This is a genomic window from Nitrospirillum goiasense (genome assembly GCF_034427435.1).
GTDB lineage: Bacteria > Pseudomonadota > Alphaproteobacteria > Azospirillales > Azospirillaceae > Nitrospirillum.
This window is the reverse complement of record NZ_JAXQNP010000002.1, coordinates 1,650,895-1,667,601: the sequence shown is the minus strand read 5'-3', so window position 1 is coordinate 1,667,601 and position 16,707 is coordinate 1,650,895. Positions and strand designations below refer to the sequence as shown.

The window sequence follows — 16,707 nt, the reverse complement described above, 5'->3', positions numbered from 1 at the left end:
ATCTCGATCATCGGGCGATCTATACCAGAAATCCGCAGGCAGGGGTGCTGCCTTTCGGCATGTCTTTCGGCGATTGCGGGCAGGTCCGGTTTTCCTCAAACTCAGGTCTCGACCGTCGTTTCGGTCGCACCCCTAAACCAGCCCTTGATGATGAGCGACGGCATGAGCAACGGCAAGCGCATCGGCATCCTGACCAGCGGCGGCGATTGCGCCGGCCTGAACGCCGTCATCCGCGCCGTGGTCCACCGCGCCGTCACGACCTACAACTGGCAGGTCGTGGGCATCGAGGAAGGCACCCATGGTCTGCTGGACCGGCCGGTGCGCCACCGCGTGCTGCTGCCCGCCGACGTGGACGGCACCATGCTGCGCCAGGGCGGCACCGTGCTGGGCACCACCAACAAGGGCGACCCCTTCGCCTATCCCATGCCGGATGGCAGCAAGAAGGACCGGTCGCAAGAGATCATCAGCGGCTGCCGCGAGCTGGGCCTGGACGCCCTGATCGGCATCGGCGGCGACGGCAGCCTGGCCATCCTGCGCCGCCTGGCGCAGGAGGGGGGCCTGAACCTGGTCGGCATCCCCAAGACCATCGACAACGATCTGGGCCTGACCGAGGTGTCGGTGGGCTACGACACCGCCGTCGCCGTGGCGACGGAGGCGTTGGACCGCCTGCAGCCCACCGCCGCCAGCCACGCCCGCGTCATGGTGCTGGAGGTCATGGGCCGGGACGCCGGCCACATCGCGCTGGCGGCGGGCATCGCCGGCGGCGCCGACGTGATCCTGCTGCCAGAGATTCCATGGACGGTGGAGGGGGTGGCCAACCGCATCCGCCAGATCCGGGCCCATGGCCGCAACTTCGCCCTGGTGGTGGTGTCGGAGGCGGCGACCCTGCCCGGCGGCGGCAAGGCGCGACAGGAGTTCAGCGATGGGCAAAAGCGCTATGGCGGCATCGGCGGCTATATCGGCCATCTGATCGCGGAGGCGACCGGGGCGGAAACCCGCGTCACCGTGCTGGGCCATGTGCAGCGCGGCGGGTCCCCCAACCCGCGTGACCGGCTGATCGCCTCGGCCTTCGGCGTGCACGCCGTGGACCTGATCGCGCAAGGTCGGTACGACCGCATGGTGGCCTGGTCCAACCGCAAGGTCATCGACGTGCCCATCGCCGACGCCATCAAGGCCTACGCCGCCGTCGATGTGGACGGCACCCTGGTGCGCACGGCGCGCGGCCTGGGCATCTATGTGGGCGAGCCCATGGGCGACCCCGTTGCCTGAGGACCGCGCGCCCGAGGGGCCTGGGGACCACGCCCCTGCCCCGCTCTGGCCCTATGCCCTTGAACTGTACGCGCGGCCCGGCGTGGCCGCCCTGTGCCTGGAGGCCCAGGACACCCTCGGCGCCGACGTGCCCCTTTTGCTGTGGGGGGCATGGGCGGCGGCCCGGGGGCATGTCCTGACGGACGCGGACATGGGCGCGGCGCGGTCCCTGGCCGACCGGTGGCGGGGGCCGGTCATCGCCCCCCTGCGCCACGCCCGCCGCGCCCTCAAGGACCTGCCCGGGGGCGAGGCCCTGCGCCAGACGGTCAAGGCGGCGGAGCTGGAGGCCGAGCGGCTGTACATGGCGGCCTTGGAGGCCCTGGCCGGAAGCTGGCCGGCGCCAAGCCCTTGCCCCACGGCCCTGCGCGACAATCTGGCGCGGCTGCTGCCCCCGGATGCGGGCCTGGTTACAGAGCGGTTACACAAGGCGCTTTCCTGACGCCGCGACGGCTATGATATGGTCGCGGCCGTCAAATCATTTCGCCCGACATCAAAATTTCAGGCGACGTCGATTTTGACCCCCATCTGGGTTCCTGGCCCGGTGCCCGAGGGCAGCGGCATCGGCCGGCAGCGGACTCCTTTTGGGGCTTCCCGCCGGGGAACAACGACAACAACAGATGATGGGTCATCATGTCAGGGGTACGCAGCCTTTCCACATCGGCCGCCGTGGCCGCCTTGATCGCCGCCGCCGGCTTGGCCGGCTGCCACACCACCGACACCAAGCCCCCGGCACCGCCGATGGCCGCGGCACAGCCGGCGCCGGACACCCCCGCCGCTCCCGGCCTGCCGGTGGTGGATAACGCGGTCAGCCCGTGCGACAACTTCTTCCTTCACGCCTGCAGCGTCTGGAACAAGCGCAATCCCATCCCCGCCGACCAGTCACGCTGGGGCACCTTCAACAAGCTGGCCGACGACAACCTGGCCCTGCTGCATGATGAGCTGGAGAAGCTGGCGGCACGGTCCACGTCCGCCAACGCATCTTTCGAGGGGCAGCGCATCGCCGACTTCTATGCCGCCTGCATGGACGAGACGGGCATCGAGTCCCGCGGCCTGGCGCCCTTGCAGCCGCTGCTGGCCCGCATCAACGGTCTGAAGAGCAAGAAGGCCCTGAGCGGCCTGTTGATCGACCTGCACATGGCCGGCGTCAACGCTTTCCACCGGGTTGGCCAGCAGCAGGACTTCAAGGACGCCACCCAAGTCATCGCCGGCGTCTACCAGGGCGGCCTGGGCCTGCCGGACAAGCCCTATTATTTCAAGGACGACGACAAGTCCAAGCAGCAGCGCGCCGCCTACGTCGCCCATATCGGGAAGATGATGGCGCTGGCCGGCCTGCCGGATGCGGAAGCCAAAGCGCAGACGGTGATGCGCATCGAGACGCAACTGGCCGACGCCTCGCTGGACCGCACGGCCATGCGCGAGCCGGAGAACCGTTACCATCTCAAGACCTTCGCCGAGCTGCAGGCCCTGGACCCGGCGATCAACTGGACGGCCTACATCCATGGCGCCGGCCTGAAGCCCCCGGCCACGCTGAACGTCAGCAATCCCGACTACATGAAGCGGGAGAGCAAGCTGATCCGGGAACTGAGCCTGGCGGACATCAAGACCTACCTGACCTGGCGCACGCTGTCCGCCTATGCCACCTGGCTGCCGGACGCCTTCGTCCAGGAGAACTTCGACTTCTATGACCGCACCCTGCGCGGCGCCCGGGAGATGAAGCCCCGGTGGAAGCGCTGCGTGGCCGCGACCGACGCGGCCCTCGGCGAGGATCTGGGCAAGTATTTCGTCGCCCGCGCCTTCGGACCGGAGAAGAAGACCCGCATGCTGCAGATGGTGGCCGACATCCGCAAGGCGCTGGATGAGACCTTCCCCACCCTGACCTGGATGAGCCCAGAGACCCAGGCCAAGGCGCATGCCAAGCTGGACGCCTTCACCGCCAAGATCGGCTATCCCGACAAATGGCGCGACTACAGCGCCCTGACCGTCAGCCGCGGCGACGCCCTGGGCAACGCCCTGCGGGCCGAGACCTTCGAGTTCCACTATGACATGGCCAAGATCGGCAAGCCGGTGGACAAGGGCGAGTGGTCCATGACCCCGCCGACGGTCAACGCCTACTATTCCTCCGCCCACAACGACATCAACTTCCCGGCCGGCATCCTGCAGCCGCCCTTCTTCAACGATGCCGCCGACGACGCCACCAACTACGGCGCCATCGGCGTGGTCATCGGCCATGAGATCACGCATGGCTTCGATGACCAGGGCCGCAAGTTCGACGGCAACGGCAACCTGAAGGACTGGTGGACGGCCGACGACGCGGAGAAGTTCAAGGCCCGCGCCCAGTGCCTGGTCGACCAGTACGGCAGCTATGTCGCCGACGGGGACGTGAAGGAGAACGGCAAGCTCAAGCTGGGCGAGAACACCGCCGACAATGGCGGCATCCGGGTGGCCTACCGTGCCCTGATGGAACGGCTGGGTGCCAAGAAGGACGACAAGGTCGGCGGCCTGACGGCGGCCCAGCGCTTCTTCTATGGCTTCGCCCAGGTCTGGTGCGGCGAGGCGCGGCCCGAAACCCGGCGCCTGCAAGCCCAGACCGACCCGCATTCCCTGGGGGAATTCCGGGTGAACGGCACCCTCTCGAACATGAAGGAGTTCGCGGAGGCGTTCAACTGCAAGCCCACCGACAAGATGGTGGCCGGCGAGAAGGCCTGCCGCGTCTGGTGATGGGCATCTGACAGGGGCGCCGGCGCACACCGCCGGCGCCCCCTTTCATTTCAAAGAAACATAACGAAGGTGGAGCACCCTCCTATGAACAAACCGATCGCGGGGATTTTGAATCGCGCGGCCCCCATCGCCCTGGCCACCGCCCTGGTGGCGCTGCCGCTCGCGGCCAAGGCCGCGGATGCGCCCCAGAAGGCGTCCTCCAAGGCGTCCGCCACGGAGGCGGCATTGCCCCAGGTCGACGACACCGTCGACCCCTGCCAGAACTTCTACCAGTACGCCTGCGGCCCGTGGATCAAGGCCAACCCCATTCCCAGCGATCAGTCCCGGTGGGGCAGCTTCAACGCCCTGCATGAGCGCAACCAGCAGATCCTGAAGGCCGCGCTGGAGGATATCGTCGCCCACCCCAACGCCGACAACGAGCGCGTCGGCAACTTCTATGCCGCGTGCATGGACGAGGCCGGGGTCGACGCCAAGGGTGCCGCCCCCATCCAGCCGCTGCTGGACCAGGTCAAGGCGCTGGCGGGCAAGGAACAGTTGCCGGCCCTGGTGGCGGCCCTGCACGCCGCGGGCGTGGACGTGCTCTTCAGCTTTGGCGCGCAGACGGACTTCGAGGACGCTCGCCAGGATATCGCCGTGATCGACCAGGGCGGCCTGGGCCTGCCCAACCGCGATTACTACGTCCGCGAAGGCGCCAAGTTCGACGGCATCCGCCAAGCCTATGTCGAGCACGTGTCACGCACCTTCCAGCTTCTGGGCGACGCCCCGGCGGTGGCCGACGCCAAGGCCAAGACGGTGATGCGCATCGAGACGGACCTGGCGAAGGCGTCGCTGAGCCTGGCCGACCGCAACGACCCCCAGAAGGTGAACAACAAGAAGCCGGTGGGCGACCTGTCCACCCTGGCCCCCGGCTTCGCCTGGGCCGACTATTTCAAGGCCGCCGGCGCCCCCGCGTTCCAGACCCTGAACGTGACGGAGCCCGATTTCTTCAAGGCGCTGCAGACCATCCTGGCCGGCGCGTCGGTGGATGACGTCAAGACCTATCTGTCCTGGCACATCGCCCACGCCTTCTCCAGCCGCCTGTCCAAGCCCTTCGTGGATGAGCGCTTCAGCTTCTATTCCAAGAAGCTGCGCGGCGTGGAGCAGAACATGCCCCGCTGGAAGCGCTGCGTCATGGAGACGGACGACGCGCTGGGCGAGGACCTGGGCAAGTATTATGTGAAGACCGCCTTCGGCGCCGCGCAGAAGGCCAAGATGCTGACCATGGTGAAGAACCTGAAGGCGGCATACTCGGTCGACATCGACCAGCTGGACTGGATGAGCGCCGAAACCAAGAAGCGCGCGCATGAGAAGCTGGACGCCATCGCCGACAAGATCGGCTATCCCGACAAGTGGCGCGACTATTCCTCGGTCGTGACCAAGAAGGACGACTTCGTGGGCAACGTGGAGCGCGCCGCCACGTTCGAGACCAAGCGCCAGTTGAACAAGATCGGCAAGCCCCACGATCGGTCGGAATGGCAGATGAGCCCGCCGACGGTGAACGCCTATTACGACCCGACCGAGAACGACATCAACTTCCCGGCCGGCATCCTGCAGCCGCCGTTCTATTTCGCGGACGCCGACGACGCCATCAACTACGGCGCCATCGGCGCGGTCATCGGCCACGAGATGACTCACGGCTTCGACGACCAGGGCCGCCAGTACGACAAGAACGGCAACCTGAAGGACTGGTGGACGCCCGAGGATGCCAAGAAGTTCGAGGCCCGCGCCCAGTGCGTGGTGGATGAATATGACGGCTTCGTCGCCATCGACGATGTGCATCTGAACGGCAAGGCCACCCTGGGCGAGAACCTGGCCGACAACGGCGGCCACGCCATCGCCCTGAAGGCCCTGATGGCCACCCTGAAGGGCAAGGCCGCCAAGAAGGACGGGCGCTTCACCGCCGAGCAGAAGTTCTTCCTGGGCTATGCCCAGGTGTGGTGCAGCAACCAGCGCGACGACGCCAAGCGCGACCAGGCGATCACCGACGTCCATTCCCTGTCGGAGTACCGGGTGAACGGCGTCGTCTCCAACAATCCGGAGTTCGCCAAGGCCTTCAACTGCAAGGCCGACGCCCCCATGAACCGGGGCGCCAAGGCCTGCAAGGTCTGGTAAGACACCACGATTCGGCGGCCCCTTCGCAAGGGGGGCCGCCAGCGCGAGTCGGCGTCGGCCCAGCCAAAGGGCCAAGGCCACGGGAAAGCCCCGCCGAATCGATCGGCGGGGCTTTTTCCTGGGCAAGAAGTGGCCCGGACGCGGCACGATACAAAAACAAAAACCGCGCCTTCATCCAGGCGCGGTTTTTGTTTCCGATGGCCGGCGAACCGGCCACTGGGCAGAAACGCTTAAATCAGCCCTGACGGGCCTTGAAGCGCGGGTTCTGCTTGTTGATGACGTACACGCGACCCTTGCGGCGAATAACGCGGCAAGCCTTGTGGCGGGTCTTCATCGACTTGAGGGAGTTCACGATCTTCATGATTTGGACTCGGGCACTTGGATTGGATCACGGTTCGAGGCCGGGAAAATAGTAAGGGCCGGCCCCGCTGTCAACCTGAGTCATATCGTAAAATCGATCAGCTGATATCCGCCGGCTTCAACACGTAGAAACGATAGAGGCGGATGCCGGCATCCAGCACCGCCACCCGGCGGGCCCACAGTTCCACCTCCTCCACCACCGCGACCTTGGTTTCGTGATCCATGCTGTGCTGCTCCAGATGGGCCACCAGCCCCTGGATGGCGGATAGGATCAGGCTGCGGTGCAGGTCGGAGATGTCCTCCGTGATGCGGATATCAAGGTTACGCTGCTGCAGGCCCTGGGCGTACTGGTCCACGGTCCAGGGGTGCGGCTCCACCGGCTCATGGTCCAGCCAGCCCTTGAACACCGGGCCGCCGGCCTTGGCCTTGTCCAGCACATAGTCGGTGAACAGGAAGTGGCCGCGCGGCTTCAACGCCGCCTCCACCGCGTCCAGTAGGCCATCCTTGTTGCGGACGGTGTAGAATCCCTCCTTGGCGAACACCGCGTCGACACGCTTGGGCCAGGAGAAGGTTTCCGGATCGTAGGGCTGGATGGGCGCCTGCCGGGCCATGCCGGCCTTGTGGGACCGGAACATGCCGGCCTCCGCCAGCACCGGATTCGATTCCAGGCCCGTCACCCAGGCGCCGAACTGCGACGCCATGCTGCGGGTGGAACCGCCCAGGCCCGCCGCGAGGTCCAGCACGCTCATGGCCGGATTCAGGCCCAAGGGCTTCACCAGGGTGGGGATATGGTCGTTGCCGCCGGGGGTGGCGTAGCCGTCGCCCCAGATCTTTTCCGCCACCTGCACGCGGGTGGCCGTCCACAGGGGCTTGCCGGACCGGTTCAGGACCCGGCGGTCGGCGGCGGATTGCGCCGACTGCTTGCCCCCCGGCGCCCCGCCGACACCAGCCTCATCCTCGTCCGGGTGCGGTCGGCGGCTGAGCAGCGCCGCGAGGTCATAGCCCTCCCACCAGGCGACGAAACGGTCCCGCAGGGTCGCCCGCGGAAGGGTCGCCTGCGGCAACGCCGCACCCTTGGAGCCCTGCTGGGCGGACATGCGTGGAACCAGCCCCATGGATCATTAACACGGAAACATATTGTACAGTCATTGCGCGGCGGTTGAAATGGCCATGCTGAAACGCGCGTGCGGTCCATTGACGCCGATGGTAACGCCGACTGGTGGAACAGCCGCTCGGCCCCTGACACCCGCGCATCCCACCCACCTGGCAAATAAGCCTCTTTTCCGACGGCTGGTATCGTACGCTCGTTCTCCTGCGCTTTTCCCCGCCGCCCCACCGGATAGCCCCATGACCGAGTCGGATCACAACCGGGTGCTGCTTGTCGAGGACACCGCCCCCCTGGCGCGGGTCTACATGGAATATCTGCGCAGCGAAGGGTACGAGGTGGAGCACCAGGAGACGGGGACCCTGGCGCTGGAAAGCCTGCGGATCACCCCGCCCGGCGCCCTGGTCCTGGACCTGAAGCTGCCGGACATGGATGGGCTGGAGGTGCTGCGCGCGGCGCGGGAAAGCCACCCCGACCTGCCGGTCATCGTGGTGACGGCCCACGGCTCCATCAGCGTGGCGGTGGAGGCCATGCGCGACGGCGCCTTCGACTTCCTGGTGAAGCCGTTCACCGCCGCCCGCCTGATCGTCACCGTGCGCAACGCCCTGGAACGCCGCCGCCTGACGCGAATCGTGGCGCATTACCGGCGGGAGCTGGACCGGGGCAGCTTCCATGCCTTCGTCGGCGCCTCCGCCCCCATGCAGACGGTCTACCGCCTGATCGAAAGCGTGGCGCCCAGCCGGGCCAGCGTCTTCCTGACGGGCGAAAGCGGCACGGGCAAGGAACTGGCGGCCGACGCCATCCACCGGTGCAGCCCCCGCCGGGGCCACCCCTTCATCGCCATCAACTGCGCCGCCATCCCCAAGGATTTGCTGGAAAGCGAAATCTTCGGCCATGTGAAGGGCGCCTTCACCGGGGCCGTCGGGGACCGCGCGGGCGCCGCGCGCCAAGCCGATGGCGGCACCCTGTTCCTGGACGAGGTGTGCGAGATGCCGATGGAGTTGCAGGCCAAGATCCTGCGCTTCGTCCAGACCGGCACCTTCCAGCCCGTGGGGGGCACGCAGATGGAGAAGGTGGACGTCCGCTTCATCTCCGCCACCAACCGGGACCCGCTGGCGGAGGTGGCGGCCGGCCGCTTCCGCGAGGATTTGTATTACCGCCTGCACGTGGTGCCCATCCACCTGCCCCCCTTGCGTGAGCGGGAGGGCGATGTCTGCCTCATCGCCCGCCACTTCCTGACCGACATGGCAGCGGAGGAGGGCAAGGCCTTCCAGCGCCTGGACGCGGACGCCGAATCGGCGTTGATGGCCTATGACTTCCCCGGCAACGTCCGGCAGTTGCAGAACATCCTGCGGAATGTCGTGGTGCTGAATGACGGCACCGCCGTCACCCGCGCCATGCTGCCGGAACCGTTGCGCAGCGCTGCGGCCGACCCGGCATCCCCACGCCAAAACCCGCAGGAATCCAAGGCTTCCGAGGGATTGGGAACCGTGGCGTCCGCGCCCCCGGCCGGGATCCCGGCATCCGGAACACCGGCCCAGGCGGGTGAAATCGTACCGTTGTGGCAGTTGGAGAAGCAGGCGATTCAACGTGCGCTTGCGCTGACGGGCGATGACGTGCCCCGCGCCGCCGCCTTGCTGGAAATCAGCCCGTCGACCATCTACCGCAAGCTTCAGCAATGGAAAATCAAGATAACCGGCTGAGGCGACGGCGACGCAATATCTGGGGGGCCACTTGGCCTGACGCCACCCGTTATTGCGGTCTATTCACGGCCGGGCGCCCGTTACGCGCCCAGGCCCGCCGCCCGCGCGGGAAATGACTTGGCGACCTGCCATAGCATGGCTGGTGCAGTCCCGCTTTTTCCGGTATAAGCTGCTACACAGGAGGAAATTCCTGCGCAGCCAGATCCGGCTTGGGAGGGGCGCGTGGTGGGGATCCTTCTTGCGACCGGTGCCCCCGGCCAAGCACTTTATCGACTACATTCGAGTTCAAATCACATGTATGAGCGCCGTTCTCCGCAGAGCCCGCAGATCACCCGCCGGGGCGTCAACGCCACCGTCAAATGGTACAACCCCACGAAAGGTTTTGGTTTCGTGACCCTGTCCGACGGGTCGCCGGACGCCTTCTTGCACGCCTCCGTCGTGCAGGCCTTCGGCCACGACAGCTTGGCGGACGGCACCACCATCAATTGCGACCTGTCCCAGGGCCAGAAGGGCCCGCAGGTCGCCGCCATCCACAGTGTGGATGAGTCCACCGCCACCCCGGGCGGCGGCGGAATGGGCGGCGGCATGGGTGGCGGCATGGGCGGCGCTCGCCGCGACAGCTTCGGTGGTGGCGCCCCGCGCCGCGCCGGCGGCTGGGAAGCCAGCGGCCCGACCGAGACCGTCGAAGGCACTGTGAAGTTCTACAGCGCCGACAAGGGCTTCGGTTTCGTGACCCCCGATGGCGGCGGGAAGGACGTGTTCGTCCACATCACCGCGCTGGAGCGTTCGGGCGTCCGCGCCCTGGCGCCGGAGCAGCGGGTTCGCCTGACGACCAGCATGGGTCAGAAGGGTCCGCAGGCCAACCGCGTGGAAGTCCTCTGATCCTTCGGATTTGAGGAAGGGAAGGAACGGCGCCGGGGCTTCCTGGCGCCGACCTTCTTGTTTACCTGAGTAAGTTGCTTCGTCCTCGACCCGCTGGTGCCTGATGGCGACGCCCCTCCGGGGGAACGATCCGGGTACCGGCGTTGGGGAGCTTTATTTGCGGGCCGGAGACACGGAACGCGCCGTCCACCAGGGCGGCGCGTTTTGTCTTTTACGCCTGGTAGCGGTAGCAGGAGGGCGCCCCGGGAAACGTGGACCGCCCCGCGGCCGTTCCCCTGTTCCCCGGCTGTTAGCGCCATGTCATTGTTATGGCATGCACCAGACCGCCCGGCAGACCGCCCCCGCCCGCCCCCACCGCTCCATCCTGGGCCTTACGCTGGCCCCGGCCCTGCTGGCCGCATCCCTCGCCCTGGCGCCGCTGGCCGCCAGCGGTCCGGCGCGCGCCCAGGGTGGCGACCCGGAACTGGCCTCCCCGTTCGCACCCCGTCCGCTGGTGCGCACCAAGTCCGACATGGTGGTGGCCGCCAACCCGCTGGCGGTGGAGGCCGGGCATGCGATGCTGCGCCAGGGCGGCAGCGCCGTGGATGCCGCCATCGCCGTGCAACTGGTGCTGGGCCTCGTTGAGCCCCAGTCCTCCGGCCTGGGTGGTGGCGGCTATATGCTGATCTGGGACCCGAAGGCCAAAAAGCTGGTGTCGCTGGACGGACGGGAAACCGCGCCGGCCGGCGCCCTGCCCGACCGTTTCGTGGGCGGCGACGGCCGCCCCATGCCCCTGCTGCGCGCCTTTGACGGCGGCCGCGCGGTGGGCACCCCGGGCATCCCCGCCCTGCTGGCGGAGGCGCACAAGCGCTATGGCAAGCTGCCCTGGGCCACGCTGTTCCAGCCCGCCATCCAGTTGGCCCGCGACGGCTTCGTCGTCAGTCCGCGCCTGTCCCTGTTGCTGAAAGGACTGACGCCGCAGTTGAAGGACCGGCCGGACATGGTGGCCCTGTTCTTCCACACCGGGCCGGACGGCAGCCTGACGCCCTTGCAGGCGGGCGAGACGTTCCGCAACCCGGCCATGGCCCATACGCTGGAGGTGCTGGCGGCGCAGGGGCCCGACGCTTACTACCACGGCGTCCTGGGCCAGGACTTGGCTCAGCACCTGGCCGACAGCGCCCTGCCGGCCAACACACCCGGCGGGGCTCCCGCCCTGGTCACCGCCCAGGACCTGGCGGCCTACAAGGTGGAGGAACGTGATCCCCTGTGCACGCCCTACCGCCAGTGGAAGGTGTGCAGCATGGGGCCCAGCAGTTCCGGCGGCATCGCCATCGTGGAGATGCTGGGCCTGCTGGAACATTTCGACATGAAGGGCCTGGGCAAGGACTCGCCCACCGCCTGGCACCTGATGGTGGAGGCCAGCCGCCTGGCCTATGCCGACCGCGACCTGTATGTCGGCGACCCGGCGTTCGTCACCGTGCCCAAGGGGCTGCTGGACAAGGGCTATCTGGCCGACCGCGCCAAGCTGATCGACCCGGCGCACGCGGCCCAGGGCCCCGTGGCCGCCGGCGTGCCGCCGCAGAAGCAGGGCGCGCTGTACGGCCCTGGATGGCAGGCCGACATCCCCTCGACCTCGCACATGTCGCTGATGGACGGCAGCGGCATGGCGGTCTCCTTCACCACCTCGGTGGAATTCGCCTTCGGGTCGGGCATGGCGGTGGACGGCTACGTGCTGAACAATCAGCTGACGGACTTCTCGTTCATCCCGACCAGCCCCGGTACTGGCCTGCCCGTGGCCAACGCCGTGGCGGCGGGCAAGCGGCCACGGTCATCCATGGCGCCCACCATCGTGTTCGATCGCGCGGGCAAGCCCGTGCTGGTGGTGGGCTCGCCCGGCGGGCCGGCCATCATCGGCTATGTCGCGGAAACCATCATCGCGGCGCTGGACTGGGGCCTGGACGCGCAAGAGGCCGTCAGCCTACCGCGCATCGTGAACCGCAACGGCACCACCGCCCTGGAAAACGGCCCCTGGGCGCCGCCCCTGAAGGCCGGGCTGGAGGCGCTGGGCCAGACGGTGGAGCTGAAGTCCATGCCCAGCGGCCTGCATGTCATCAAGCGCACCGCCACCGGCCTGGAAGGCGGCGTCGACCCCCGCCGCGAGGGATTGGCGGCGGGGGACTGAGGAACCGGCCTCAAGCCGCCGTGCGGGCGGCCTGGGCCATGATGTCGTTGGCGGTCGGCACCCGGCCCACGCCGGACTTGGCGCGCTTGGCCGCCATGGGCAGGATGGGGGCTGTGACGGTGCCACCCTCGGCCGCCCGGCGCACGCTGCGGGCCACCTTGCTGTAGGCGCCCGTCTCGATCTGGCGGATGCGTTCCTTGCTGACGCCATAATGCTGGGCAAGCCGCTCCAGCGTCACCGGCTCATCCGCCAGGTTGCGGGAGATGAAGATGTGGCGCTCGCGGTCACCCAAGGCCTTCAGCGCGTCCAGCATCAAGCCCTTGCGCTGGCTCAGCTCACTGCCCTCGGCCAGGCGGCTTTCCACGGATTCGGTGTCATCGGCCAGGAGGTCCATGGCCTCCTGATCGCCCTCGTCGCCCATGGCGACGTTCAGGGAGGCGACAGGGGTGGCGAAGCGGTGCTCCATCTCCCGCACCTCCTCCACCGTGGCGTCCATCTCCACCGCGATGCGCTCCGCCTCCTCGTCCGTCATCATGCGGTCGTGGATACCCAGGCGGCGCTGGGCCTGGCGCAGGTTGAAGAACAGGCGCTTCAGCGCGGCGGTGTTGCCACCCTTCAGCATGGACCAGTTGTGCAGGACGTAGGACTGGACCTCCGCCCGGATCCACCACAGCGCGTAGGTCGCCAGGCGGAAGCCGCGCGCCGGGTCGAAGCGCTGCACCGCCTTCACCAGGCCGATGTTGGCTTCGGAGATCAGGTCGCCCACCGGCAGGCCGGAGCGGGCATAGCGGGAGGCGATCTTGATGGCCAGCCGCATATGGCTGTGCACCAGCTCGTCCGCGGCGCGCTGGTCTTGGCTGGTGGCCCAACGGTTGGCCAGCTCAAGCTCACGCTCAGGCGACAGCATGGGGTAGCGGTTGGCCTGGGCCGTGTAGGCCCGCAGCAGGTCGACCGACTCAGAAGAGAATGAACCCATCGCCCGTCCCCTTTCAGTACCGTCCGGATGCGCCTCGGCGCCGGACTTGGCCCAGAATGCCGTGGCGTGGGACGGCAAATCCGCCGCATCCCGTTCACCACGCTGTCATCTTTGGCCGGGACATCTAAAGATTGGGTTAACAGTCTTGAACAGCGGCGCGGCATGCCCAACACCCCGCCAAACGCACCACGGGAACGGTGGTTCCACACCACAGGATGGACAGGCGGAAGCCAGCGCCAACCAGACCTTGCCCGGCGGGCGCCCCTACGGCAGCATCCGGGCATAAGCAATCACTAACCCCGGGGCGGGACATCGCGCCGCCGCCGGGGCACCTTGGGAGACATGAGATGAGTCACGCCACGGTCCTGGTGGAGGATGGGGACGGGGTGCGCACCCTGGTGCTGAACCGCCCGGAAAAGCGCAACGCCCTGACCGGCGCCATGTACACCGCCCTGGCCGATGCCCTGACCGGCGCCGCCACCGAGGAGTCGGTGGGGGCCGTGCTGATCCAGGGGTCGGGCGGCAGCTTCACCGCCGGCAACGACCTGGCGGACTTCCTGGCCGGCCCGGCGCTGACCGCCGACAATCCGGTGATGCGCTTCCTCCGCGCGCTCGCCACCTTCCCCAAGCCGGTGGTGGCAGCGGTGGAGGGACCTGCGGTGGGCATCGGCACCACGATGCTGATGCACTGCGACCTGATCTATGCCGCGCCCACCGCTCATTTCGCCATGCCCTTCGTCAATCTGGGCCTGGTGCCGGAGGCGGGGTCCAGTCTGCTGGCCGCCCGCCTGCTGGGCCATCCCAAGGCGGCCGCCATGCTGATGGCCGGTGAGGGGCTGACGGCGGACGCGGCGGACGCGGCGGGCCTGATCAACGCCGTCATCCCCACCGACACGCTGTACGAACATGCCGCCGCCAAGGCGGTGGCGCTGGCGGCCAAACCCCGCGCGGCCATGGCCCAGACCAAGGCCCTGATGCGCCATGACACGCCCCAGGTGCTGGAGACCATAGCGCGGGAAGCCGTGCTGTTCAGCCAGGCGCTGACCAGCCCGGAGGCCAAGGCCGCCTTCCAGGCCTTCCTCTCCAAGGGCAAGGCCTGACAGGCATCCAATGGGGCCCATCCCGCCAAGCGGCGCGGGTGGGCCCATCCCTTCGGGCCAGCGAGCGACCGAAAAGACGAAAGCCGCGTCCGGCATCCCGTCGCGGCTTCAACCTACTGATTTTATGTGCTGATCTTCTGTGGAAGGATGGTGGGCGCGACAGGGATTGAACCTGTGACCCCTACCATGTCAAGGTAGTGCTCTCCCGCTGAGCTACGCGCCCATCCTTCGAAATCCGCCGATTTTTGCGGGGCCCCGTTGCCGGGGTCATCGGCGTGGGCGGGTGTGTAGCATCGCCCGAACCGGCTGGCAACCCTTCTGTTTCATCAAACCGAAAATTTTCTTCCTCGCCCGGCAGCCCCCTCCGCAGGACCTGTTTCCCGGAATGGCATCGCAGAAGCGGCCTCGCCAAAGACGGGGCGTGCCGGCACGGTTGCCGCCTGCCAATGCGCCGCTTGGCAATGCGCCCCCTGCCAATGCGCCGCTTGGGGGGGCAGCCACCATAAGGAGGGCCGACCGGAGCAAGCCACGGTATCGGGGATTGGAAAAACGACTCGTTGAGGGGCGGCCTGGAAGCGAGTCACCCAGGTGCGGGGCCGGAGATGATTCCGGGCCCGGAAATAAAGAAGGGCCGCGCCTATCGGCACGGCCCTGAGTTTAGGGAGGAAACGCCCAAGAAGTGCGTTACGACAGAACCGCGATCGCGGCCATGTCGCACTGCACAATATGCCGATCGAACCCCGGTTGATCAAGCGGAAAATGAGGGCCGCCGGAAGAATCTTGATTATTCAGGCTATTGCGTATGGCGGACGAAAATCGGCCTACCTCAACCGTTGTGCGACGCAACACGTTGATTCAAGAGAAGTTCGTGTAATTGCGTTACATCGGACGGGCAGGCTCCTCCCCAAATTTCCTGCACCAACGATATTGACAGCGCTGTCGCCGCCACGTTCTAAGACGGGTATGGAAGTCGTGCGGGCAGGATGTGGCCCGCCCATGCGCGCGCCCACCCCGTCAGGGGACGGTGCGCGCGCTCACCGGCGCCGCTGACAAGGCGACGGGAACAGTGAACTGGGACGGAAACGGGAAAGGAAGGCGTCACCCATGCAGGGCCTCTCGCTCTTGGCGGACATCGGCGGCACCAACGCCCGGTTCGCCCTCTCCGAGTCCTCGGACGCGGCGTCCCATGACGCGCACGCCGCCACCATCTCCGGCGTGCGCATCCTGCCCTGCGCCGACTACCCCTCGCTGGAGGCGGCGGCGGAGGCCTATCTGGCGCTGGAAGCTCCGGGCGTACGGCCGAAGCAGGCGGCCATCGCGCTGGCCGGTCCTGTCACCGGCGACCGCATCCGCATGACCAACCTGCCGTGGGAGTTTTCCATCGACGGGGTGCGCCGCTCGCTGTCGCTGGATCGGCTGGAGGTCATCAACGACTTCACGGCCGTGGCCCTGTCCATCCCCACCCTGGGCCCGGATGACCGGGTGCAGGTGGGCGACGGCGCCCCGGTGGCGGACGCGCCCATCGCCGTGCTGGGGCCCGGCAGCGGCCTGGGCGTCTCCGCCCTGGTCCCGCGCAAGCGCAGCAACGGCCAGCCGGGCTGGACCGCCCTGGCGACCGAAGGCGGCCACGTCACCATGGCCCCGATCAATGACCGCGAGTCGGCCATCCTGGCGGTGCTGCGCAAGCAGTTCGACCACGTGTCGGCGGAGCGCGTGCTGTCCGGCCCCGGCCTGGTCAACCTCTATGAGGCGGTGTGCCTGGCCGACGGCCGGGAGCCGGCGCGCCTGACCGCCGCGCAGGTCACGGCCGCTGGCACCCAGCACGCCGGCGACCCCGCCTGTATCGAGGCGCTGGACCTGTTCTGCGGCATGCTGGGCACGGTGGCGGGCAACCTCGCCCTGTCCATCGGCGCACGCGGGGGCGTCTACATTGCCGGCGGCATCGCCCCGCGCATCCTGCCCTTCTTCACCCACAGCCGCTTCCGCAAGCGCTTCGTGGAAAAGGGCCGCATGCGTGACTACCTGGGCCCCATCCCCACCTATGTGGTGACCCACCCGCTGCCGGCCTTCCTGGGCCTGACCGCCAAGCTGGACGGCTGATCGCCATCCGCAACCGGGTCATGGCCTCACTGAAACGGCGCCCCGATGATCGGTGGCGCCGTTTTCATGTGCTCATACGCGCGGCATTTGAACGTGACCGTTCAAATGCTCCCTCAGACGCCGGGCGGCGGACGTCCGTCCGC

General features: G+C 67.7%; 12 protein-coding genes and 1 tRNA gene. 9 read left to right on the top strand and 4 right to left on the bottom strand.

The genetic code is table 11. From position 1 onward, the window contains the following. The first annotated feature begins 162 nt into the window (after positions 1-162). From ULB03_RS10220 to ULB03_RS10205, 4 genes are all read left to right on the top strand, one after another. Positions 163-1,269 carry an ATP-dependent 6-phosphofructokinase gene (locus tag ULB03_RS10220; protein WP_322483042.1) on the top strand — a complete coding sequence of 369 codons (1,107 nt, stop codon included), beginning with the start codon at positions 163-165 and terminating at the stop codon, positions 1,267-1,269. After that, positions 1,262-1,747, top strand: a complete 486-nt coding sequence (locus ULB03_RS10215) for a TIGR02444 family protein (RefSeq protein WP_322483041.1) — start codon at positions 1,262-1,264, stop codon at positions 1,745-1,747. The genes ULB03_RS10220 and ULB03_RS10215 overlap by 8 nt, the downstream gene beginning before the upstream one ends. Positions 1,748-1,938: 191 nt before the next feature. Further along, positions 1,939-4,026: a M13 family metallopeptidase gene (locus ULB03_RS10210; protein WP_322483040.1), complete on the top strand. Its 2,088-nt coding sequence runs from the start codon at positions 1,939-1,941 to the stop codon at positions 4,024-4,026. An 84-nt stretch (positions 4,027-4,110) separates the two neighbouring features. After that, positions 4,111-6,177 carry a M13 family metallopeptidase gene (locus ULB03_RS10205; protein WP_322483039.1) on the top strand — a complete coding sequence of 689 codons (2,067 nt, stop codon included), beginning with the start codon at positions 4,111-4,113 and terminating at the stop codon, positions 6,175-6,177. A gap of 235 nt (positions 6,178-6,412) precedes the next feature. Here ULB03_RS10205 and ykgO read toward each other — a convergent pair whose 3' ends face one another. Both ykgO and ULB03_RS10195 read right to left on the bottom strand, forming a co-directional pair. Further along, the gene (ykgO, locus tag ULB03_RS10200) at positions 6,413-6,538 is read right to left on the bottom strand and encodes a type B 50S ribosomal protein L36 (RefSeq protein ID WP_012973122.1); all 126 of its coding nucleotides are present in this window, start codon (positions 6,536-6,538) and stop codon (positions 6,413-6,415) included. A gap of 97 nt (positions 6,539-6,635) precedes the next feature. Next, complete coding sequence (locus tag ULB03_RS10195; protein ID WP_322483038.1) at positions 6,636-7,634, bottom strand: SAM-dependent methyltransferase; 999 nt, start codon at positions 7,632-7,634, stop codon at positions 6,636-6,638. A 250-nt stretch (positions 7,635-7,884) separates the two neighbouring features. On the opposite strand from ULB03_RS10195, the gene ULB03_RS10190 reads away from it, so the two are divergent. The 3 genes from ULB03_RS10190 (at position 7,885) to ggt (ending at position 12,388) form a co-directional block, all read left to right on the top strand. Continuing rightward, the gene (locus tag ULB03_RS10190; protein WP_322483037.1) at positions 7,885-9,345 is read left to right on the top strand and encodes a sigma-54-dependent transcriptional regulator; all 1,461 of its coding nucleotides are present in this window, start codon (positions 7,885-7,887) and stop codon (positions 9,343-9,345) included. Between the two features lie 294 nt (positions 9,346-9,639). Further along, complete coding sequence (locus ULB03_RS10185; protein ID WP_322483036.1) at positions 9,640-10,227, top strand: cold-shock protein; 588 nt, start codon at positions 9,640-9,642, stop codon at positions 10,225-10,227. A gap of 313 nt (positions 10,228-10,540) precedes the next feature. Further along, positions 10,541-12,388, top strand: a complete 1,848-nt coding sequence (gene ggt / locus ULB03_RS10180; protein WP_322483035.1) for a gamma-glutamyltransferase — start codon at positions 10,541-10,543, stop codon at positions 12,386-12,388. Between the two features lie 10 nt (positions 12,389-12,398). On the opposite strand, the gene ULB03_RS10175 is transcribed toward ggt, so the two are convergent. Continuing rightward, positions 12,399-13,364 (bottom strand): RNA polymerase factor sigma-32, encoded by a 966-nt coding sequence (locus tag ULB03_RS10175; RefSeq protein WP_322483034.1) that lies wholly within the window; start codon positions 13,362-13,364, stop codon positions 12,399-12,401. Positions 13,365-13,711: 347 nt separating this feature from the next. Between ULB03_RS10175 and ULB03_RS10170 the strand changes: the two genes are divergently transcribed. Continuing rightward, positions 13,712-14,464, top strand: a complete 753-nt coding sequence (locus ULB03_RS10170) for an enoyl-CoA hydratase-related protein (RefSeq protein WP_322483033.1) — start codon at positions 13,712-13,714, stop codon at positions 14,462-14,464. 148 nt (positions 14,465-14,612) lie between these two features. Here the strand turns inward: ULB03_RS10170 and ULB03_RS10165 are convergent. Next, positions 14,613-14,687, bottom strand: a tRNA-Val gene (locus ULB03_RS10165). Between the two features lie 848 nt (positions 14,688-15,535). Here ULB03_RS10165 and ULB03_RS10160 point away from each other — a divergent pair. Next, positions 15,536-16,564 (top strand): glucokinase, encoded by a 1,029-nt coding sequence (locus ULB03_RS10160; RefSeq protein ID WP_322483813.1) that lies wholly within the window; start codon positions 15,536-15,538, stop codon positions 16,562-16,564. Positions 16,565-16,707 lie beyond the last annotated feature (143 nt).

What these genes read in the sequence shown, in the direction of transcription:
- ULB03_RS10220 (WP_322483042.1), top strand. Translation starts at nt 163, where the DNA reads ATGAGCAACGGCAAGCGCATCGGCATCCTGACCAGCGGCGGCGATTGC.
- ULB03_RS10210 (WP_322483040.1), top strand. Translation starts at nt 1,939, where the DNA reads ATGTCAGGGGTACGCAGCCTTTCCACATCGGCCGCCGTGGCCGCCTTG.
- ULB03_RS10205 (WP_322483039.1), top strand. Translation starts at nt 4,111, where the DNA reads ATGAACAAACCGATCGCGGGGATTTTGAATCGCGCGGCCCCCATCGCC.
- ykgO (WP_012973122.1), bottom strand. Translation starts at nt 6,538, where the DNA reads ATGAAGATCGTGAACTCCCTCAAGTCGATGAAGACCCGCCACAAGGCT.
- ULB03_RS10195 (WP_322483038.1), bottom strand. Translation starts at nt 7,634, where the DNA reads ATGTCCGCCCAGCAGGGCTCCAAGGGTGCGGCGTTGCCGCAGGCGACC.
- ULB03_RS10190 (WP_322483037.1), top strand. Translation starts at nt 7,885, where the DNA reads ATGACCGAGTCGGATCACAACCGGGTGCTGCTTGTCGAGGACACCGCC.
- ULB03_RS10185 (WP_322483036.1), top strand. Translation starts at nt 9,640, where the DNA reads ATGTATGAGCGCCGTTCTCCGCAGAGCCCGCAGATCACCCGCCGGGGC.
- ggt (WP_322483035.1), top strand. Translation starts at nt 10,541, where the DNA reads ATGCACCAGACCGCCCGGCAGACCGCCCCCGCCCGCCCCCACCGCTCC.
- ULB03_RS10175 (WP_322483034.1), bottom strand. Translation starts at nt 13,364, where the DNA reads ATGGGTTCATTCTCTTCTGAGTCGGTCGACCTGCTGCGGGCCTACACG.
- ULB03_RS10170 (WP_322483033.1), top strand. Translation starts at nt 13,712, where the DNA reads ATGAGTCACGCCACGGTCCTGGTGGAGGATGGGGACGGGGTGCGCACC.